The organism is Sphaerochaeta sp. UBA5836, from assembly GCF_002432845.1.
Classification (GTDB): domain Bacteria; phylum Spirochaetota; class Spirochaetia; order Sphaerochaetales; family Sphaerochaetaceae; genus Sphaerochaeta.
The window spans coordinates 17,136-38,374 of sequence record NZ_DJGW01000019.1 but is presented as its reverse complement, the minus strand read 5'-3'; the positions used below and the strand labels follow the sequence as shown (position 1 = coordinate 38,374).

General features: G+C 52.7%; 17 protein-coding genes. 12 read left to right on the top strand and 5 right to left on the bottom strand.

Features of this window, described 5'->3' with window-relative positions; genetic code table 11:
* Positions 1–3: 3 nt before the first annotated feature.
* Genes B3F49_RS01650 through B3F49_RS01635 form a run of 4 tightly spaced genes read left to right on the top strand, consistent with a single transcriptional unit; the run spans position 4 to position 3,734 of the window.
* Positions 4–399, top strand: a complete 396-nt coding sequence (locus B3F49_RS01650) for a RidA family protein (protein ID WP_293893964.1) — start codon at positions 4–6, stop codon at positions 397–399.
* Between the two features lie 16 nt (positions 400–415).
* Positions 416–1,534 (top strand): glycine cleavage system aminomethyltransferase GcvT, encoded by a 1,119-nt coding sequence (gene gcvT / locus B3F49_RS01645; protein WP_293908678.1) that lies wholly within the window; start codon positions 416–418, stop codon positions 1,532–1,534.
* Positions 1,531–2,838, top strand: coding sequence for a hypothetical protein (locus B3F49_RS01640; protein WP_293893969.1), 1,308 nt, complete (start codon positions 1,531–1,533; stop codon positions 2,836–2,838). Before gcvT ends, B3F49_RS01640 begins: the two co-directional genes overlap by 4 nt.
* A gap of 8 nt (positions 2,839–2,846) precedes the next feature.
* On the top strand, positions 2,847–3,734 hold the full coding sequence (locus tag B3F49_RS01635; protein ID WP_293908676.1) for a hypothetical protein: 888 nt from the start codon (positions 2,847–2,849) through the stop codon (positions 3,732–3,734).
* Position 3,735: 1 nt separating this feature from the next.
* On the opposite strand, the gene ybaK is transcribed toward B3F49_RS01635, so the two are convergent.
* The 5 genes from ybaK to B3F49_RS01610 all read right to left on the bottom strand — a co-directional run bounded on the left by ybaK (position 3,736) and on the right by B3F49_RS01610 (position 9,051).
* Positions 3,736–4,203, bottom strand: coding sequence for a Cys-tRNA(Pro) deacylase (ybaK, locus tag B3F49_RS01630; RefSeq protein ID WP_293893975.1), 468 nt, complete (start codon positions 4,201–4,203; stop codon positions 3,736–3,738).
* A gap of 88 nt (positions 4,204–4,291) precedes the next feature.
* Positions 4,292–5,263 carry an ABC transporter permease gene (locus tag B3F49_RS01625; protein ID WP_293908675.1) on the bottom strand — a complete coding sequence of 324 codons (972 nt, stop codon included), beginning with the start codon at positions 5,261–5,263 and terminating at the stop codon, positions 4,292–4,294.
* On the bottom strand, positions 5,260–6,324 hold the full coding sequence (locus B3F49_RS01620) for an ABC transporter permease (RefSeq protein WP_293908674.1): 1,065 nt from the start codon (positions 6,322–6,324) through the stop codon (positions 5,260–5,262). Before B3F49_RS01620 ends, B3F49_RS01625 begins: the two co-directional genes overlap by 4 nt.
* Positions 6,321–7,862 (bottom strand): ABC transporter ATP-binding protein, encoded by a 1,542-nt coding sequence (locus tag B3F49_RS01615; protein WP_293893984.1) that lies wholly within the window; start codon positions 7,860–7,862, stop codon positions 6,321–6,323. Before B3F49_RS01615 ends, B3F49_RS01620 begins: the two co-directional genes overlap by 4 nt.
* Before the next feature lie 94 nt (positions 7,863–7,956).
* Complete coding sequence (locus B3F49_RS01610) at positions 7,957–9,051, bottom strand: BMP family ABC transporter substrate-binding protein (protein WP_293908673.1); 1,095 nt, start codon at positions 9,049–9,051, stop codon at positions 7,957–7,959.
* A 493-nt stretch (positions 9,052–9,544) separates the two neighbouring features.
* On the opposite strand from B3F49_RS01610, the gene B3F49_RS01605 reads away from it, so the two are divergent.
* The 8 genes from B3F49_RS01605 to B3F49_RS01570 all read left to right on the top strand — a co-directional run.
* Entirely contained in the window at positions 9,545–11,134 is a 1,590-nt protein-coding gene (locus tag B3F49_RS01605) for a polysaccharide biosynthesis/export family protein (protein WP_293908672.1), read from the top strand.
* 11 nt (positions 11,135–11,145) lie between these two features.
* Positions 11,146–13,704 (top strand): GumC family protein, encoded by a 2,559-nt coding sequence (locus B3F49_RS01600; RefSeq protein WP_293908671.1) that lies wholly within the window; start codon positions 11,146–11,148, stop codon positions 13,702–13,704.
* 171 nt (positions 13,705–13,875) lie between these two features.
* On the top strand, positions 13,876–15,480 hold the full coding sequence (locus B3F49_RS01595; protein WP_293908670.1) for a bifunctional aspartate carbamoyltransferase catalytic subunit/aspartate carbamoyltransferase regulatory subunit: 1,605 nt from the start codon (positions 13,876–13,878) through the stop codon (positions 15,478–15,480).
* A 17-nt stretch (positions 15,481–15,497) separates the two neighbouring features.
* Positions 15,498–16,196 (top strand): orotate phosphoribosyltransferase, encoded by a 699-nt coding sequence (locus B3F49_RS01590; protein ID WP_293894000.1) that lies wholly within the window; start codon positions 15,498–15,500, stop codon positions 16,194–16,196.
* A 9-nt stretch (positions 16,197–16,205) separates the two neighbouring features.
* Positions 16,206–17,072, top strand: coding sequence for an orotidine-5'-phosphate decarboxylase (gene pyrF, locus B3F49_RS01585; RefSeq protein WP_293894003.1), 867 nt, complete (start codon positions 16,206–16,208; stop codon positions 17,070–17,072).
* Positions 17,069–18,802 (top strand): alpha-hydroxy-acid oxidizing protein, encoded by a 1,734-nt coding sequence (locus tag B3F49_RS01580; RefSeq protein ID WP_293894006.1) that lies wholly within the window; start codon positions 17,069–17,071, stop codon positions 18,800–18,802. Before pyrF ends, B3F49_RS01580 begins: the two co-directional genes overlap by 4 nt.
* Positions 18,795–19,841: a dihydroorotase gene (locus B3F49_RS01575; protein WP_293908669.1), complete on the top strand. Its 1,047-nt coding sequence runs from the start codon at positions 18,795–18,797 to the stop codon at positions 19,839–19,841. The genes B3F49_RS01580 and B3F49_RS01575 overlap by 8 nt, the downstream gene beginning before the upstream one ends.
* Before the next feature lie 40 nt (positions 19,842–19,881).
* On the top strand, positions 19,882–21,239 hold a 1,358-nt coding region (locus B3F49_RS01570; protein ID WP_293908668.1), incomplete at its 3' end, for a hypothetical protein.

Genomic DNA, 21,239 nt, shown 5'->3' with positions numbered 1-21,239 from the left:
ACAATGATGTTTCAACTGAAAAAGACCCAAGTCAATACTGATAAGGCTCCTGCAGCAATCGGTCCCTACAGCCAGGCTGTCATTGCAGGTCCATTCGTTTTTACCAGCGGACAGCTGCCCGTAGACCCCAAGACCAATGAGCTCGTAGGCGGTGATGCCGCCATCCAGGCCAAGCAGGTTTTTGAGAACCTCAAGGCAGTCCTCGCCGAGGCGGGAACAGACCTGTCGAAAGCAGTGAAAGCAACCGTGTTTCTCAAGGACATGAATGATTTTGCAGCGGTAAACCAAGTATATGCTTCGTATTTTGGTGAAGGGATCCTTCCCGCTCGGTCTGCCGTCCAGGTGGCAAAACTGCCCAAGGACGTAGCAGTTGAAATCGAGATGATAGCCTTAGCCTGAAGAATGAGGAATTGTCATGAAACGGACTCCATTGTATGAGCGGTACAGCACCTACCCGGGTGTAAAGCTGATTGATTTCGGCGGATGGGAACTGCCTGTCCAATTTGCTAGCGGCATTCTCAGCGAGCACGAAGCTGTTCGTACGAAAGCCGGACTTTTCGATGTTTCGCACATGGGGGAGTGCATGGTCAGTGGAGAGAGCGCCGACGCATACCTTGACTACCTGTGCACCAACTCGATCAGCGATATGGCCGTCGGGCAGTGCCGCTATACCCTGATGTGTTATCCCAATGGGACGGTGGTGGACGACCTGCTCATCTACCGCCGCACCACCACCTCCTTTTTAGTAGTGATGAACGCCTCCAATACAGATAAGGACTTGGCATGGATACAATCGGACAATCCTCACGCCCATCTTTGTCCGCAAGTAGTCGATATCTCCGTTTCCACCGTACAGCTGGCTCTGCAAGGGCCGCTTGCCGAGCAGATCTTAAGTACGCTTGTTCCTGATTGCGCCCAGATCAAGAGCTTTACCTTCAGAAGCCAGTGTGAAGTCGGTGAAGTGATGGCTCTCATCAGCCGGACCGGGTATACAGGGGAGGACGGCTTTGAACTCTACTGCGCAGCCGATGATGGTCCTCTGCTTTGGGACACCCTGCTTGAGGCAGGCAAGGACTATGGCCTCATCCCCTGTGGCTTGGGCAGCCGGGATACCTTGCGCATGGAAGCGAAGCTCCCCTTGTACGGGCATGAGATCAGTGACAGCATCACCCCCCTTGAAGCCAATCTCGGAGTTTTTGTAAAGCTTGAGAAACCTGATTTCTGTGGGAAAGAAGCATTGGTGAAGCAGCAGGAAACGGGAATCCCCCGAACTCTTCGGGGCATTGAGATGCTTGATAAGGCAGTCCCCCGCAGCGGCTACCGGGTACTGCTCGATCAGCGGGATATCGGATATGTCACCAGCGGAAACAAGAGTCCGACCTTGGGCATATTCTGTGCCTATGTGCTCATCGACCGCTCTACCAGCCTCTCATTCGGGGATGTTGTGGAAGTTGAGATTCATGGGCAGCACAAACGGGCGAAGTTGGTTCGGACCCCGTTTTACAAACGAGGAAAAAAGAACGAGCAATCTTGAAGATACGAGTACAAAACTACGCCCCTGAGGGGTTTATTGCGCTGGATAATTCCGCTCTGATATACCCTCCGACTGAGGCTGTATATAATGCAAATACATTCAGAGTCTCCTTGGATTTGAGTTTTACGATCAAGAAGGAGATTCTTGAGCAAGCGGTTCACGATATGCTCGAGCGGTGTTCCTATGCAAAGGTGAGTCTGCATGCAGGCTTCTTCTGGTATTTCCTCAGTCCGAACCCCAAACAGCCGATTGTGCATCCTGAAGGCTCATACCCAAGCGGGCGCTTCTCCTTCAAGGAGAACAACGGATATCTGTTCAAGGTATTGTATAGTGAACATCGTATAGCACTGGAGTGTTTCCATGCACTGACCGACGGCTCGGGGGCTATCGCTTATTTGAAGTTATTGGTGGAGCGGTACTGCCACCATGCAGATATTGCTGATTTCCAGTTTCCCGGTGGCTTGATTTTCAAGGCACGACCTTCCATCCAGGAGTTTAGCGACCCCTTTCAGCATCTGTATGACAAGACCCTGCCTTCGTATCCAAAAATCAGCAAAGCCTATCACCGAAAAGGAAATGGCAGCATCGACGATCGCGTGAAAGTGATCAGCGCAAGCATATCGACCAAGCAGATCAAGGCGCGGGCGAAAGCCAGGGGCATTACCATCGGTGAATACTTGTCATCCACATACTTGTATGCATTGCAGCAGTTGCAGCAGCAGGAAGTGCCGGTACGAAGGCGACGAAAACCCATCCGACTGTCGGTTCCTATGAACCTGCGCAAGATATTCGGCTATGAGACGATGCGCAATTTCACCCTGTTTGCAGTCATAGGCATAGAGCCGGCTCTTGGGTACTATACGTTTGATGAAATTGCCAAGGAAGTGCATATGCAGATGGCTATGAGCCAGGACCGCAAACGCCTGCTCAGCCAGATTCGAAGGAATGTAGGCGGTGAGCGTACGCCGTTGATTCGGTTCGCTCCCAACATGCTGAAAAACCCCTTGTTCAAGCTGCTCTCCGATTACTTGGGGGATGACCAGTACTCGGGAGTCATCTCCAATCTAGGGCAACTCGAGCTCCCACCGGCTTTGGAGGGGGTGATTCGCAGAGCGGATTTCCATCTGAGTCCAGGGCTGCTGAACAGGGTGGCCTTGGCGGTGATCGGATATCTCGATACCATTGTGGTTAACTTCACCAGCTTCCTCAACACCGATACCGAGTTGGAACGGTTGTTTTGCACCTTCATGGTTGAGGATGGAATTGAAGTCACCCTGTCGACCAATAGAGAAACTGACAGGTAGGAGCAACTATGGCCTATTGCATTCGATGCGGCGTGAAACTTGAAGAGGGGAGCAAAGCTTGTCCCCTCTGTAAAACACCGGTACACCTCCCCGAAGGTATGGAAGAGCAGAAGCAGCAACCGCTGTTTGCACAGAATCTTCCTTCCAAGGGTATGGGCGGGGTCAATAAGACACGCAAGGGTGTTATTGAGTTGATCGTCTCCCTGCTGGTCATCAGCGAGTTGACCGTGTTCCTTTCCATGTGGCTCAGCGGCAACGGAAGCCAGAGCTTCATCCCGCTTTTCAGTATCGCCATGGCCTCCCTCTCCCTGATTCTTGCCTTCAGTGTGAAGCCGGCCTATACCGTGCAGGCATCGATACAATGCCTGCTTGTCGCCGTCTATCTCTTCGGCTTGGACGCTGCAGACTTGAAAATAAGTTGGTCCTTGATCGCCAGCCCCGCCGTCGGAGTAGGCTGGTTGTATTTCGTCTATCCCTTCTCCCGCAGGGCTGCCCAAAAACCGAAAACGGCTGCAGGGGTATGTCTGGCAGGCTCGCTTGCATATCTTGCGTTGATCAATCTCGTGCTGGAACATAGCCTGACCTGGTTCATCCCTGTCACACTTCCCGTAATCGCCACCTTGCTGGTTTTGCTTGGCTTGTTTGGTCTCTGGTTCTCCAAACGAAAGAACAAGCGCGTCCCCCTTGCCGATGTCGTGCTGGCTACGCTGGTTGTATTGTTTGGAACAATTACCTCGCTTGACTTCTTTCTTTCTGGGTATCAACTGGGTGTATTCACCCTGCGGTGGTCGAGGGGCCTCTTGGGTGCAAGCTTTGTCATGCTGGTCTTCTTGGTCAGTGTTTCAGTCTCCAGGCGGGTAAGGCGTTACTTTACCAGCCACAATCGTCATACGTAAGTCAAGTGAAGTCGGCAAAAGTTGCGTTTGCCGCGCGCACTAGATCTTCAGGCCTCAGTTTGAGCTGGAGACCCCTTTGCCCCGCGCTGACAAAAATGTACTCCTCCAGCTGTGCCAGCTCCTCTACAAACGTAGGGTAGTGCTTTTTCATCCCAAGAGGAGAACAGCCTCCCCTGACATACCCGGTCAGGTCCTGCAGCTGGGTGAGCTTGATCAAGTCAATATCCTTGCTCCCGGTGAGGGTGCGGGCTTTCTTCAAGCTGACACTGAAATCGGCCGGCAGGCAAAAAACGTAGACATTCTTGGAGTCGTCCTGCATGACTATGGTCTTGAAAACCTGTTGGGGAAGCAGTCCGGCAGTCTGGCTTGCATGCACAGCATCCAAGTGCTCCTCATCCCAATCATAGGAGAGTACCTCATACTCGATACCCATGCTCTCCAAAATTCTCATTGCATTGGTTTTCTTCATGCCTGTATCCTATGCAATCGAAACAAAGAGGGCAAGGGCAAAAGAAACGAGGACCCACAGGTCCTCGAAACATAAACATTAGCTAACACTATTTGTCATCGATGGCAAACGACGTACCCAACGCCGCAGGGGAGGCGAAGGAGCCTCGTTTCTTCTGATTGATGATCGTCATGGCAGTGAGCACCAACAGGGTGATTAGGTAGGGGGAGAATCCAAGGAACTGGGCTGGGATGACCATTTTGAAACCAGCAGCCTGAAGGCTGAACTGCAGACTGGTGATACCGCCGAAAACCAAGGTGCCGATGACCACACGGCCGGGGTTCCATGCCGAGAAAATCACCAACGCAATAACGATCCAGCCTTTGCCACCGGTCATACCCTCATTCCAGCTGGGAATGAAGCTCAATGAGAGGCATGCACCGCCCAAGCCGGCAAACATGCCGCCGATGATGGTGTACAGGTATCGGATCTTCGATACGGAGATGCCCATGGCAGCAGCTGTTCTTGGATTCTCTCCAACAGCGCGGACGACCATACCGTGTTTTGTCTTATAAAGGAAGAACCAGGCGAACGGCAGAAGGAAGTACAAAGCATAGGTGAGAACGGATACGTCGAAGAGGGCGCCGATGACGGGAATCCGGCTCAAACCTGGAATAGCGATATTGTCAAATTTGGAAGCAAGATTCATGCCTGTAAGGTTGTAGTTATTGGTTGCCGGTCCCAATCTCTGGCCTAAAAAGTTTGCCAGGCCGGTACCGAACATGGTGATGGCCAAGCCGGCTACGACTTGGTTTGCCCGCATGGTGATGCACAGGAATGCGTGAATCAGGGAGAGAGCAGCCCCTACAAGCATCGCTGCAAGCAATGCGACCAGGAGGTTGCCCGTATTGTAGGCTGTAGCAAAGCCGGCCAAAGCCCCCATGAGCATCGTGCCTTCCATCCCAAGATTGAGGATGCCGGTTTTCTCGGTGTACACCTCTCCCAAGGTCGCATACGTCAGCGATGTTCCCATTGCAAGCGTTGCTGCCAGCAGCCGGGTGAAGAAATCAAGAAAGTTCATACGCCAGCCTCCTTGTGCTTTGCATGGAGCACCAATCGATATTCAGTAAAAATGCTTCCGGCAAGCAAGGGGATGAGGATCAAGCCCTGCATCACTTCACCCATCGCAGAGGGTAGTTTCATAATCTGCAGGGCATCCGATCCCGTTTCCAATGCCGCCATGATAATGGCTACCAGGATGGAGACAAAGGGGTTGAGCCCGCTCATCCATGCGATGATGATGCCGGTAAAGCCATACCCGGAGTTTACTCCCTTGGTAAGCTGGTGCGTGACGGCAGCACTGTCGATGACTCCTGCAAGGCCTGCAATGCCTCCACTGACGAGCATGGCCAGGATGATGTTCCGCTTGATTGAAACACCCTGACAGCGGGCGGCTTGTTGGTTCTTGCCGATCATATTGAGTTCAAATCCCCAGCGGGTCTTATAAAGCACAAACCAGAGAATGACAACGAGGATCAAGGCGATGTAGAGGCCGGCATGTACTCTTCCCCAAATCCTCGGCAGCCATGCAGCCTCAGGGTACAGAATCGTTCCCATGTTTCCACGGGGAGCCTTCCATGCATTGATGTACAAGTATTCCGCATAGCCTATGATGATATAGTTCATCATCAGTGTGGTAAGCGTCTCATCGACACTCCATTGCGCCTTCAAGAGGCCGGGAATGCCTCCCCACATAGCCCCGAACAAAATTCCAACCACCATGCCGACAGGAAGCAGCAGGTACGTGGGAAGGAAGGTCCAGAACTGCATGACCCAGGTGATGCCGATCACACCGCTGATATACTGGCCTTCGGCCCCGATGTTCCAGAACTTGAGACGGAACGCAATACCGACAGCAAGCCCGCAGAGCAGCAGCGGTATGGCCTTTACTATCGTATACTGGATTTTTGTCTGGCTGCCGAATGCACCCTTGAGCATGGCGGCATAGGTTCTCACCGGGTTTGCATTGGAGATTGAAAGCACAATGGCACCAAGGATGAATGAGACCAGGAGACTGACGATAGGGACGAGGATGGTCATTTTTTTTGAGCGATAGTCACGCTTTTCAAGGCTGAATCTCATATATTCCTCCTCTCTACGCCAGCCATCAACATCCCCAGCTCCTCGGTGGTTGCATCCGCTGCATTCACAATATCCATAATTCTTCCTTCAAACATGACGGCGATTCTGTCCGCCACCATCAACAGTTCCTCCAGCTCTTCACTGACCAGCAGTACGGCATTGCCCTTGTCCCGCTGTTTGATGATGTTCTGCCTTACCGCTTCAGTGGCCCCGACATCGAGTCCCCTCGAGGGGTAGACTGCGATCAGGATGCCCCCGCATGAATCGATTTCCCGGGCCAGGATGGTCTTTTGTATATTTCCTCCACTGAGGAACTTGACCGATGTGTCCTGGTTGGGTGTCTTGATGGTAAATACTTCGATGAGGTGATCGGCAAACTTGCGCACCCAATTGCGTTTGATCACGCTGTGACTGGACAACTCCTTGGTGCGATACTTCTTCATGGAGAGGTTGTCGCCGACACTCATGTCTCCAACAACACCCATGCGCCCGCGGTCGGCCGGGATGTGGCTTACCCCGCTCTTGATGATCTGCAGCGGGGTCTTGTTGGTCATATCCTTTCCGTTGAGATAAATCGAACCTTCATCGACCTTGAGCAATCCGGTGATTGCTTCAGTCAACTGTTGCTGTCCATTGCCTGCAACCCCTGCGATTCCAAGGATTTCTCCACCGCGGATGGAGAAGCTCACATGGTCGAGCACCGGCTTGCCTCCACCGATGGGAAGGACCACCACATCCTTTGCCTCCACCATGACATCGCCGGGCTTGAAGGGCCCTCTATCCAAGGAGAAGAGGATGTCGCGTCCTACCATCATATTGGCAAGATCCTGTACCCGCTTGATTGATTTTGTGCTGCAGGTTGATACGCTTTTGCCCCTTCTGAGGACTTGCACCGTGTGGCTGAATTCCATGACCTCATCCATCTTGTGGGTGATGAAGATGGCACTCTTTCCCTCAGCCAGCATTTTCTTCAGGATCTCATTCAAATCCCGGGATTCGCCGGGAGTAAGCACTGCAGTCGGCTCATCAAGAATGAGGATGTCTGCACCACGGTACAACAGCTTGAGAATCTCGACGCGCTGCTGTTCTCCCACTGAGAGATCCTGGATGATTTTATCGGGATACACCTGTAAACCGTAGCGTTTGCTCAATTCGGTGATTTTCGCTTTTATTTCTGCCATCGGAGGGATGAAGGGCAGGTCCTTCATGCCAAGGATGATGTTTTCGGCAACACTCATATTGCCCACCAGCATGAACTCTTGGTGGATCATGCCGATGCCCAAAGCCATGGAGTCTTGGGGGGAGTTGATTTCGACAAGGTTCCCCTTGACGTAAATCTCTCCGCTGTCTGGTCGGTACAAGCCGACCAGCATGTTCATCAGGGTACTTTTACCGGCCCCGTTCTCACCAAGCAAGGCAAGAACTTCGCCCTTATGCAAGGTCAGACTAACCTGGTCGTTGGCAAGAACCCCGGGAAAGTGTTTTGTTATGTTGACCATACGCACGACGGGCGTTTCGTCGGTGTTTATTTCACTCATGTTTTGTCCGTTTACAATGCCCGAAAATGGGCGGTATTGGGCTAATCAAGGAGAGGCGGGCGTCCGCCCGCCCCTCTGAATCGAGGATTGATGGTTAGTTGACTCTGCCGATGACGCCTTCCACGAACCAATCCATGGTCAGCATGGCCTCATCGCTCATCTTCTCTCCGGCATTCTGGCGGACTTTGCCGGTGTTGTCCTTCAAGGCACCCCAGAAAACGTCCCACTTGCCGTCGTGAATCTCGGCCTGCTTGGCTTCAACCTGCTTGACGAAGTCTGCAGGTACGAGCGGGGAAATCGGGGAGAGATGGATCATCTCGTCCTCAAGACCACCCCAGTAGCTCTGGCTCTTCCAGGTCCCATCCAATACACTCTGGACAGCCGGAATCATGTAGTTGCCCCAGTTCCACATCGGGGAGACGAGAATGCGGTCGTCGCCGATCATACCGCGGAAATCGGCATTGTAGCCAATGGCGTATTTGCCTCTCTCGATGGCTGCCTTTGCAGGCTCGGTGGTATCCTGGTGCTGTGCGATGACATCACAACCCTGGTCGAGCAGGGCGATGGCTCCCTGTCTTTCCAAGGAAGGATCGAACCAAGTGTTGGTCCAAACAACGGTAACGGTGGCTTTCGGATTGATGGCGCGGGCGCCGAGAGTGAAAGCGTTGATACCGCGGACTACTTCAGGAGTGTTGTAAGCGCCGACATACCCGAGCTTGCCGGTGGGGGACATCTTGGCAGCAATCATTCCGGAGAGGTAGCGCATCTGATACATTCGGCCGAAGTAGTTTGACATGTTGTCATTGGTCAGGTAGCCGGAGCAGTGTTCGAAGTACACATTGGGGTATCTCTTGGCAACATTGAGCATGTACTGCTGATAGTTATAGGAGTTGGCGAAGATGATTTTGCAGCCTTCGTCGATAAGGTTCTCCATAACCCGTTCGCTACTCTCGTTCTCGGGAATCCCTTCCATGCGGATGACCTGAATTTTGTCCCCAAAATGCTTTTCCATGGCGATGGTGCCTTGGTCGTGCATGTAGGAATAGCCCATGTCACCAGGAGGACTGATGTAGATGACACCCACTTTCAGCGGGGCATCTGCCGAACCGGCAGTTTCTTTTGTTCCTTGCGCAAAGGCGAAGGAAGAAACCAACAGCAGGATCAACAGAAGAACAATACCTTTTTTCATGATTCTCTCCTTAAAAAAGATTGCGTGATGGCGTTGATGGTACTAGAAGAACCTCAACTGTTTCAAATTATACGTGACGTTTTTCCTGCTGTCAAAACATTCTTTTGAAACATCAAAAGTGGTAAAACTCAGAGTTTTCTTAAAAAAAAGCGGAAAATTGAAAAAGTGCTTAAGAAATGTACTATTTACCGCAAAATGCAACAAAGTAAAAAAATAGTGTGCGAAATGATGGTGAATACAGAAAAATATGTTGCAATTCAGTATTGTTGTTGCTTACCATATCCAGGAGAGCTGATTTATAAGCAGGCATATGATACAATTATGAAGTTCCCTGCAACAATCATGTTCCTTACTGTAATAGTTTTTACCCATTTGTGTTTTCTTGTATATATATCGTAATTGATGCTTGTTTCACCTTTTGACAAATGGTACGATGGTATGCATCGCATTATACTGAATCCACAGATACTTCAGAAGTGAAGGATTTCATAGCATGAAGAAAAGTAGAACGACGTTTTCAATTCTTGTACTGTTGCTATTCGTGTGTGTTACCAGCCTGCAGGCACAAGATGCCGGGTTGGTTGTACGCTCCCCGCTTTTCGGCAGTGTCCCAAAAGAAACAACCGGCCAAGAAACCCTCGAAATACAAAGCTATGCAGCACAGCTTGGACTTGCCCAAGTACAGGTGGAGCTGGACGCGAATCAGCGGGTTCTCAGTGCTATCAGCAATCCCTCCTACCCGGTAACCCCCGGTGACACCTTCCGACTGGTGTATCTGGATGGAATGAAGACGGTCACGCTGGATTTGCAGGCGGATGACCAGACATCGGTTGCCATTCCCGGTTTGGGTGTCATCGATGGCAAGGGGCTCACCTTCCAGGAACTCAGGAAACGCATGCTCTCGATGGTGCAGACCTATCATAGTTTTTCAAATCCGCAGGTTGTATTCACCGGTACCGGTTCTTTCACCGTCTCGGTGGTAGGCGAGGTGGTGGGAACCAGGATAATACCTGCATGGGGGCTTTCCAGGCTGTCGGAGGTGGTTCAGAGCGCCAGTCCCTATGCATCCACCCGAGAAGTGGAAATCACCTCCGTTGATGGACAGACCAAAACCTATGACTTGTACCGAGCCCTGAAAAAGGGTGATCTGGCCCAAGACCCCCTCTTGAAAAGCGGTGATGTCGTTCGTCTCAAGCGGGCCGACAAATTGGTAAGCCTCGGGGGCAATGTCTACCAAGGCGGAACATACCAGCTGCTTGCCCAAGACAACCTTTCCACGCTTATTACATCGTACGGTGGGGGAGTGCTTGGCGGTTCCGATGTCCAGAACATCCGTTTGCAGCGGTACAACAGTGCAACCGGAATCTGGGACGTACACTACGTTGATCTTGTAAAGAATCCCGGCTTTGCATTGCAGCATCAGGACCAGGTCATTGTCGATACGCTGCCACCCAGCATGCAAAGTGTTACTATCGAAGGAGCCATTGCCACCAGCGAGGCTTTCGACACGCTCAGTTCCACCGCCTTGGTGGGCTATACTTCGGGCAGGATATTCTATCAATTTTATCCCGGGGAGACCCTCAAGCAGATGTTGTCTTCCATTGCTCCCCGGTTGATGACCGTCAGCGATCTCGATGGGGCGTACCTGTTGAGAAACACTGAGAAAATTCCGATCAAGGCCCAGCAGATTCTCTATGGAACGAGTGAGCAGGCTTCAATGCGCCTGCAAAGCGGCGACACGTTCATCATCCCCTTCAATCAGAGGTTTGTCACCGTCAGTGGAGCGGTGGTGCGTTCGGGTGTGTTCGCCTATGTTCCTGACAAAGGCATCAATTACTACATAGCCCTTGCCGGCGGCTTGAGCGACGATGCTACCTATCCAACTTCCATCAGTGTGTATGGGCCTGACGGCAAGAAGCTTGATTCCTCTTTGCCGATTGAGCCGGAGTCGACCATAGCGGTTGCAAAGAACACCTTTGTCCGAGACATCGCCCCGACTGTGGCGATCATCGGTTTGGTCAGTTCGATTCTTGGCATTGTAGCCACGGTCGTCAATATCATTCTCGATGCCAAGTCCCTGTAGGAGGAGCACAGATGAGTCAACAAGAAGAGATGCAGAACACGCTTGCACCCTATGATTCAGGGGAGGAAGGCATCTCGATAGCTGAGTTGCTGCATATATTCCGTAAGCGGTTCCGCTGGTTTGTCATAGGCTTGGTCTTCGTTGTCGGCCTTGCAGTGGGATATTTGCAGATTGCTGTCCCTCAGTTTGAAAGCCAGGTCTCTGTGTTGGTGGAGCCGATCCAGAGGTCCTCCTCGTTTGAATCGTTGCTGAATGTTTCTGCGTCAACCACCAAGATTGCAACGGAAGTAGAACTGATCACCAGCCGCAAGAATATTGAATATGCCCTGGGTACCTTGGATTTGGCCTCCTACCGCAATGCAGATGGGATGGACTATCGCAGCAAGGATGTCCTTGGCGACGTCAAGGAACGGATCGTGGTTTCCACAGTCAAGGATACCAATATCGTCCGTATTGCAGTAACGGATGCAAATCCTGCCTTCGCCCGTGATTTTGCCAATGCCCTGGCGACAAGTTATGACTCCCTGCTGACCGGCATCGCAAAGAACTCCAAAACCGCCCAGCGCGAGTTCATTGAATCACAGATTCCTATCAATGACCGCGAGCTGTCCAGAGCCAGTGATGCATTGGGGGATTTTCGGGAGAATAGTGATATCATCCAGCTCACGGACAAGAGTTCCTTGTTGGTGGAGCAAATTTCCTACTACACGCTTCGCCTCGAACCTTTGAAACTGCAGCTCAGGGAGTCGGAAGTTTTCATCGATACCTATAACGCTTCACTCAAGCAAGCCGGCGTTGAGGGCGTGCTCACTCTCGACCAGATAAAACGAGACAGCGTGGTGAAGGCCAAGCTATCAGATTTGAGCGCCTGGAAGACCGAACTTACGATGTATGAATCTCTTTCAAATCTGGCAGGGAATGCTTCAACGGCGGCTCCCTCAACCACCTTGGACTCCTCGTCGCGTATCTATGTGATCAACAGTGCCATCAATCAGGTTACCAAGGAGTTGCTCAACAGGGTCGCCGACTTGACCAGAAGCTATGCGAACGAGGCGAATACCCAGGCTATCGTACAGGCATTGACCACCGAGGTGGGCATCCAGGTACTCCAGCAACGTGGTGCCGTCTTTGTAGAAGAGCTTTCACAATTGCCCGTGTTGGAACGCCGACTCAGCGAATTGCAGCGCGATGTCCAGATTTACGAGGCCATCGGCCTCAAGCTCAGGGAGATGCTTGAAGAGGTGAAGCTCACCGAGGCTGCTGTCACCGGCAATGTAACCGTGGTCGATGCCGCCAACCTTCCGCTCAATCCCGTAAGCCCCAACAAGTTGCTGATTCTTGCTGTTGCATTGTTGCTTGGTGCGGCTATCGGCCTGCTGTTGACATTGGGAATCGAAACTCTCGACGTCTCGCTGCAAAGCGAGCAGCAAATTCAAAAAATTGTCGGCAAGGATGTGCCTATTCTGGGTTGGATACCGATGATGAAAGTCTCCGAGAAAGACAAGTATCCCACCCTGTCGGTGTACAACGATCCGCTCTCCTTTGAATCCGAACGATTCAAGCTGGTCGCCAACATGCTGTACAACAAGACCGATAAGAAAGTCTTCTCCATCACCTCCTGTGCAATGGCTGAAGGCAAGAGCACCATCATCGGCAATATCGCCCTCGCCCTCGCCCAGATGGGTAGCAAGGTGCTGGTCATCGACGGTGACCTGCGGCTTCCCAGTATGGAGCGGTATTTCCGCCTCAAGCACAGGGAAGTTGGATTGGTTGACTTCGTCACCAAGAAGACAAAGCTTGAGGAGTGCCTGATACAGCCGTTTGAGAATACCCCCACTTTGCATCTGCTGCCTCCGGGCAACGCACCCTTGGTTCCTGCTGCAATCTTTTCCAACCCCCGTTACATCCAAGGTCTACAATATTTGGAAAAACTGTACGATTTCATCATCATCGATGCTCCGCCGTTGGATTCTGCAAGCGAGTTGCTCTCCATCAGCAAGCATGTCGACGGCCTTATCATCACCGTTCGCGCTGGTATCACCAGCAAAGGTTCGTTGTATGACTTGGTTTCGAACCTGAGAACCGCCAATGCTCCGCTGATCGGCTTCGTGTTCAACGGAGTGATCCCCGGGGCTACCTCAAGCTACGGGTATGGCTACGGCAGAAACTATGGGTATGGCTACTCTGCGTACCGGTATGGATATGCCCAAGGCCAAGGCACGGCAAAAAAGAAGAAGGCTAATATCCGAAGACGTTCCACTTCCTGGTATCGCAAGCAGTACAAGCTGGACCTTAAGGACCGCGGTAAAATTAATAGTGAACAGTTTGAGCCGGTTCTTGCGTTCGGCGAGCATGCCGAGTACAGGACGCTGGAGGCATGGGCTGGAGAGCATGCAACTATGCACAGCACCGTTTTTCCTGAGGCCCGAACCAGCGGGTTTACCGATTCTCCTGCTGCCAAGGTGGAAGAAAAGCCTTTGGTGCAGCCAGTTCAAGATGCTGTAAAACATGACGGGCTTGGGGTCATTGAGAGAGATCCTGATGCTGTCGGAAAAAAAATAGAGCTGTGATACTGGACAGGATTGTCTCTCTCTGCTAAGGTTCTGAGAAGAAAATTCGGAGGGAGCCAATGGGTAGGAAACGATACAGAGCAGTGTGCCAATCCCTCACAGGGTGCATCCCATACTATATTGCATTGAGAAGTCGGTCGTAGGGCCGGCTTTTTTTTTGGAGGAGCGAAGATGGAACAACAAAATGTGTTTGCCTCAAGGTCGTTGTGTGTCATAGAGGACTTCTCGATCGAGGAGAGACTGTACCTCTTTGAGCAGGTTAAGATTCTCAAGACGGCAATGGAAAATCACGATGCTCAAACGCTCGATCGCTATCGGATCGATGACAAGGATTTCGGAATCTATGAAGTCTTCCTCGAGGATAGCACACGAACAAAGGAGTCCTTCCGCAATGCGGCTAATTTCCATCATGCAAAAGTCAGCGAACTGAACAGTGATTCCTCCTCGTTCAACAAGGGAGAGAGCTATGCCGATACCTTCTATACGCTCAGCGGCTATGCGAATACCATCTTCATCGTCCGCAGCAAGCTTGAAGGGGTATGCCGCTGGCTGGAGGACACCTGCTCAGCCTATGCCAAGCGGAACAAGCTCTATCACAAACCCGCCTTCATCAATGCAGGGGACGGAAAGCATGAGCATCCTACGCAGGAGTTGTTGGATGAGTTCACCTTCCTTGAGGACAACAACTGGAGCAGCGATTCTTTGCACCTTGCCCTGGTCGGAGACCTCTTCCATGGCAGGACCGTGCACTCCAAGGCCGACGGCCTGAAGATATTCAAGCACGTCAAGGTAGACTTGATAGCCCCAATCGAGCTGGCCATGCCGGAAACCTATGTGCAGAGAATGCGCGAAAATGGGTATGAGGTGAGAGTGTTCGAGTCCATCGATCAGTATCTTGAACAGGATGAGGTGGCAGACAAGTGGTACTTTACCAGACCCCAGCTGGAACGCATGGGCGATCGGATACTGCAGCGACAAGCCGAACTCAGACGCGCCATCACCTTCCGAAAGGAGTTCTTGGAATACATCAAGCCGGGAACCAAGTTCTATCACCCGCTTCCCCGGCACAAAGTCACTCCCACCATCCCCACCTTCCTCGATGATACCGAGTTGAACGGCTGGGAGCGCCAGTCGATCAACGGTATGTACGTCCGCATCGTACTGCTCTCCATGATAGCGGGCAAAATCGGTGGCGAGTTCAAGCCCATCCGGCACAAAGAGGTGCAAGAGGAGGAGGATTACATCCAGGAAGTGGACTTGACAGCGCTTCCGGTCAAGGAGAAAGTTGTCAGTGAAGGAGTGCAGCCCATTCATGACGGATTGGTCATCGACCACATCTGCAGAGGGGACAAGCCCAGCGAAATCCGCGACCATATGCGCTTGATCAGCAGTGTTTTGGGACTTGATGAGGCCAAAGGCGGGGAGTGGGTCAGTACCGGACACAAGGACGGAGCGCTTTTCAAAGGAATCATTTTCCGCCCAGGCTCCTACGAACTGAGCCGCAAGCACCTCAAGCGCCTCAGCGCCGTCGCCCCGGGAAGTACGCTCAATCTCATCAAAGGTGGGAAGGTGGTGAATAAATACCGTTTGCACCTGCCTCCGCGTATCTATAATTTTGAAGACCTTGGATGTACCAACGAGGCATGCATTTCTCACCCGGACCAGAGCGAAGGGGTTCCGGCACGGTTTTACCGCACGTCAGACAATCGGTTTGCATGCGCCTACTGCGGGAAAAACCACACCTTCAAGGAAATCTGGAAGAGCAGGAACAAATAGGGTAGACTGGAAAGACCATGAAAAGTATTGCTGAAATAACAAATCATTACGGGCCACAGTTGGCAACTATGGCTTTGGACTTGGGAGCCATCAAGCTGCAGGTCCAACAGCCGTTCACCTGGGCGAGTGGATATCGCATGCCGATTTACAACGACAACCGGAGACTGCTTGCATCACCAAAGGCGCGGAGCTTGGTTTGCGATGCCTTTTGTGCAATGCTTGATTGCCTCGATTTCGATGTAGAAAACATAGCCGGAACGGCTACTGCCGGCATACCTCACGCCACCACTTTGGCCGATCGGCTTGGCAAGCCTTTGAGCTATGTACGCAGCTCGGGCAAGGATCATGGGTTGGCTCAGCAGATCGAGGGGTTGGGCCAGAGCGGCTCCTATGAGGGGGCGAAGGTCCTTCTGATTGAAGATCTGATCTCCACCGGCGGCTCCTCAATAAAGGCGGTCGAAGCCATTGTGAAGGCCGGGGGTGTCTGTCCATACACCTTGGCAATCTTCACTTATGGTTTCGATGCAGCGGTCAAGGCATTTGAAGCGTTGGAGCCTCAAGCCGCGTTCCATACCATTCTTGACTACGATGTGATGGTGGACAGCGCCTTGCGAACAGGGTATGTGGACAGTGATGAAGCCAGGCTTTTGTCACAGTGGAGAGAGGACCCCTTTGGTTGGGGGGAGAAACACGGGTTCAGTCAGGTCGTGAAATAGGGAGACAGCATGGAGTACGGAGCATTACTTGAAGCGAGTGCAAAGCAGGTGGGCAATATCGCCTGCATGGGTTTGGATCCCCAAAGAGAGTCGTTGCCGTTCGACAGCGGTGACATCCGAACGGATTTGAATGCATTTTTCCAGCAGCTGTTCAGAAGAATGGCTCTCTCCGGCCTGATTCCTGCAGCGTTCAAACCAAATATCGGGTACTACCAGAGTCTGGACAAACCCCGGGAGGAGGACTTTTCGGGAAGCCTGGCCCTCGCCGATGTCCTGGACTTGGTAGAGAATTTTTTTCCCGGCATCCCGGTGATTCTGGACAGCAAGCGCGGGGATATCGCCCGAAGCAGCCTCAATTATGCAAAGGAGGCCTTCGATGCATGGGGAGCCGATGCGGTGACTGTTGCTCCGTACATGGGCAGTGATTCACTCAAGCCTTTCCTTGATTTTGAGGACAAAGGAGTGTACATCCTCAACCGCACCAGCAACCCGGGAGGAAAGGACTTGCAGAACCTGCTGCTTGCCGACCAAAGGCCGTTGTATCTCGAAGTGGCGGCCCAAATCGCAGCATACAATGAAAAGCGCGGCTGCACCGGAGCGGTAGTGGGAGCAACCAACCTTGAAGAGTTGGCCGATATCGCCGTTTTCTATCAGGCTGAAAGGGTACCCTTGTTGATCCCGGGCGTGGGCAGCCAAGGCGGCTCGGCAGTACAGGTCATGCATGTGCTTCGCAGTACCGGCTATCCGCTGGTCTTGGCCAGGATCAACAGTTCAAGCGCCCTCACCCATCCTTGGAAGAACAACCCGGTTCCTGATGATTGGTTGGAAATCTGTGAGGCAAACCTGCGTCAGCTGGTCAGGGAGACCGCCCTATGAAGGATGTTCTCCAAGCTTTGAGTCGTCGACATCTTGAACGCAACAAGGAAGTACTATTGACTACCGTCAGTGGCGTAGCTTCTACAAAACCTGCCTTGATAACCTATTTCGATACCAAGGTGCCGAGTATCGGCATCATTACGACCAAGAGTTTTCAGGTCGAAGTGAATCCCGGCAACCGCGAACCGGTCATCTGTGAGACCGAGCGGGGCAACTTTGGAAACTCCGTCGGGCTGCGCAATCCAGGGATGGAGCAGGCGTTGTACGAGCTGAGAAAGCTCAGAGGCGAGCATGTGTTCAATGCATTCTTGAATGTTTCGCTATCGGCTGACAGCATCGAGGATTTCATCACCTTGGTGAAGGCCTTCGACGAGGTTGCCGATATGGTTGAATTGAATTTTTCCTGTCCGCATGCCTCGGCCGGGTATGGCGCTTCCATCGGCTGCGACCAATCGATTGCCGCCGAATATGTGCGTTCGATCAAACAAGCCACTTCCTTCTGCAAGGCTCCCTTGTTCATCAAGTTGACTCCCAATGTCCAGGACATCGGTTCAATCGCCAAAGCAGTGATGGAAAGCGGTGCCGACGGTTTGGTGGCTATAAACACCGTCGGGCCCATTGTGCACATCGATCCGGTAAGCGGCCGGCCCATTCTCCAAAACAAGCTGGGGGGCAAGGGCGGCTGCAGCGGCAGACAGGTATTTGCAACCGCCCTGGATGCGATCAAGGCTATCCGGAGTGCTTGCGGTGATGAGATTCCGGTCATCGGAATGGGCGGAGTCAGTGAAGGCCGGGAGGCTGCGCTTCTGATAGAGGCGGGGGCCGATGCCGTAGGCATAGGGTCGGCCTTGGGTACGGTGGACCAAAGAGATTGGCCTGCCTATCTGGCTTCAGTCAAAGCGGAGGCAAAAGCCCTGTTGCAGTCCAGTGGAGAGATGGTCAGCCCCTCTTCGGGCTCCTTTCTCATCGGTGAACGTCAGATGGCCTATGCGAAACATGTGGTGACCGACTTTAAGCAGTATGGCAAGGATACGGTGATCATTGAGCTGGATGGCAGGCTCGACTGCAAGGCTGGTCAGTTCGCGTTCCTGTGGTTGCCCATGGTAGGAGAGAAACCTTTCTCGGTGGCACACAATGAGCCGTTGACCTTCATCATCAAGAAGCGGGGCCCGTTCTCGGAAGCCCTTTGCAACCTTCGTGTAGGATCAGAGCTGTATGTGAGAGGCTTGTACGGGGCACGATTGGAGAACAGGCCTTCCAGGCAAGCGCTCCTGATAGCCGGCGGTACCGGGGTGGCTGTATTGCCATCGCTTGCCCAACAACTGAAGGAGCAGGGAACGCACATGACCATTCTCATCGGAACCAGCGAGGAGGTGACGGGAAAGGCCCTGCTTGAGGACGAGCTTGCTGCTTTCGGCTCGTTTACCTGCATTGCCGATGCAGGGCGGCCGGGCAGGGTGCTCGATCTGCTCGATACCATCGAACTTGACCCTCAAACATCGTGTTACCTTGTTGGTCCGGAGATCTTCATGGCCATAGCAAGCCGAAAGCTGTTGGGGAGGAACATCGCTGAAGAGAACCTCTATCTTTCGATGGAACGAATGACCTTGTGTGGTATCGGCATGTGCGGAGAGTGTGCCTGCGGCGATCGGCTTACCTGTCGCTGGGGTACGTTCATGCGATATGACTACCTGAAGCAGGAAGCGAGTGAGTTGCTGGCCTATGATTGATCCTCATGTGCACCTCAGGGACTGGAATCAGGCAGACAAGGAAACCTTGCAGCATGGGATGGAGGTCGCCCTCCAATGCGGAATCGACGAGGTGTTCGACATGCCCAATACCAGCCCCCCGCTTACAACCGAGGCTGCAATTCTGAAACGCCTTGAGGATGCCGATCGATGCAGGACGGGTGTGCGCTACCACCTCTGGGCCGGGGTGACCTCGGACCCAAAGCAGGTGGAAAGCATCGCCAAGCTTGCCAAAGCGCTTTTCCCCTCCGTAATCGGGTTGAAAATGTTTGCAGGACATTCGACAGGCCATATGGGGCTTGTCGACGAGCAGATGCAACGAGAGGTCTATCAAACTCTGACGGATGCGGGGTACGAGGGAATGGTGGCTTTGCATTGCGAGAAGGAGGCCCTGCTCAAACCCGCCTTGGAGGATGAGCGGGATTTTTCCAGCCATAGCCTGGCCAGGCCTGTCGAGGCTGAGGCGGCCTCCGTACGTGACCAGATCCGGCTCTCATCCGAGGTTGGATTCAAAGGGCATCTGCACATCTGCCACCTCAGCAGCATCGAGGCGCTGGGCATCATCGAAGAGGCCAAGCGTGAAGGCAGGCGCATCAGCTTGGCTGTCACTGCCCACCATGCATTGCTCTGCAGCAAGGATGCCAAGGATCATAGCCTGTATGCAAAGATGAATCCTCCGCTGCGCAGTGAAACCGAGCGGAGCTCGTTGTTCGCCGCTCTTCTCGAGGGAAGGGTGGACTGGATCGAGACCGATCATGCACCGCATACCCTTAGGGACAAGGAAGGCGGAGCAAGCGGGATTCCCGGCTTCAGCGGCTTGCTTCTGCTGGTAAAACAGTTGATTGAACAGGGGGCCGAACCTTCGCTGCTCACCCGGCTGCTGGGTTCGAGGGTCTTGCAGATTGCAGGCCTGCCTGAACGGGAAATCAGCATCCCCGCCTACGATCAGCTCTCCGACCTCTCTCTTGCTGCCGCACGTGCGTATCCGTACGACAGCTTTTCCAAGTTGCGATTGCGTTAGCACCAACCCTCCTGTATACTACTGCAGTCGGGAGGGCCACTTGATAGATCTTCGTAAACACTCGAGCAGACACCTGGAAACAAAACTCATTCTGCCGATTCCTGAGACAAAGCGATATGAACGGGAAATCCACTACTACCTGTTCTCACCTCCTCAGTTGTATGTGAACAAAAACACCTACGCCGAGGAGCGGTTGCTGCATAAATTCCAGAGTCATGGAAGGTATTCATCTCCGGAAATTACGCTGGAAGAGCTGCTGGATATGAACAACAAGCTCAGCCCGCTGACCATTCTCAAGCGTTACACCGACGACTTGGTCAAGGATGTAACCAGTGTTCCCGAACGAAATGTGATCCATGAGCTGCAAACTGTGGTCAATTCAGCCCGGCATGAGAACAAAGCCTGCCTTCAGGACTGCAAGGACATGGTGAAGCTGGGAATGATCAATGACCTTACGTCTACCTTGGATGCCTGGCACACCAATGCAGCTGCACTTTGTTCGACCCTCCGTGACATGATGGAAGCCATCCAAGCAAAATTCAGTCCGGACAACCGCTTGTTGCTTGCTTTTCTTTGGGCTGACGAGGCTGTAAGTCTGTTGTGCGAGAAATATGCCATCGACCTCTATATGGCTTCCAGCTCCTTGCAGCAGCATATGCAGGTGACTTTGACAAACCTGCTGAGTTTTTCCCGCGAGGAGATGCAGTACCGCATTGAGCACGATTATCCAAGCGGGAGCTCGAATTCCGAAACCGTACAGTATCGAAAGGCGATACTGAAGAAGTGGGCGCAGTCCTCACTGTATCTGGTTCCTGAAGTTTCACGGTGGCCCAAGCGGGTTTCTGAGATTCTAGCCGGTACGGCAGCGGGCGTTGCAATGGCCTTTGCCACCTTGACGACGATTTTCGCCGAGACTACCTTCATACGCAACAGCTACCAATGGGCGCTCATCGTCATCATCGGTTATGTATTCAAGGACAGGATCAAGGAGTGGCTGCGGCTCTTTTTCAAGGCGGTGCTGCCGCGCATGATGGCCGATGAGATTTCAGCGTTTCTTTCGCCCAAGACGAACAAGAAAATCTGCTCCAGCCGTATTCGCCTGACTTTTGAGGATGTTGACTCCCTGCCTGCCTATGTCAAGGAAATTCGCAAAGACAAAAACAACCCCTTCAGGGACATGCTCCCCAAAGAGGATGTAATCCATTATATCCGTGACCTGGCCATGCATCCTTTGACCAAGCATGCACTGGAGCGGGAGAGTTTCCCCAGGGAAAACAACTTCACCCTCGTCACCCGCATCAGGCTTGACGACTTTCTCAAGGAGATGGACGACCCCAATGATATTGTATTTCGGATGGACCCCAATGCAGATGAGCTTGATCAGCTCAGCAGTGAGCG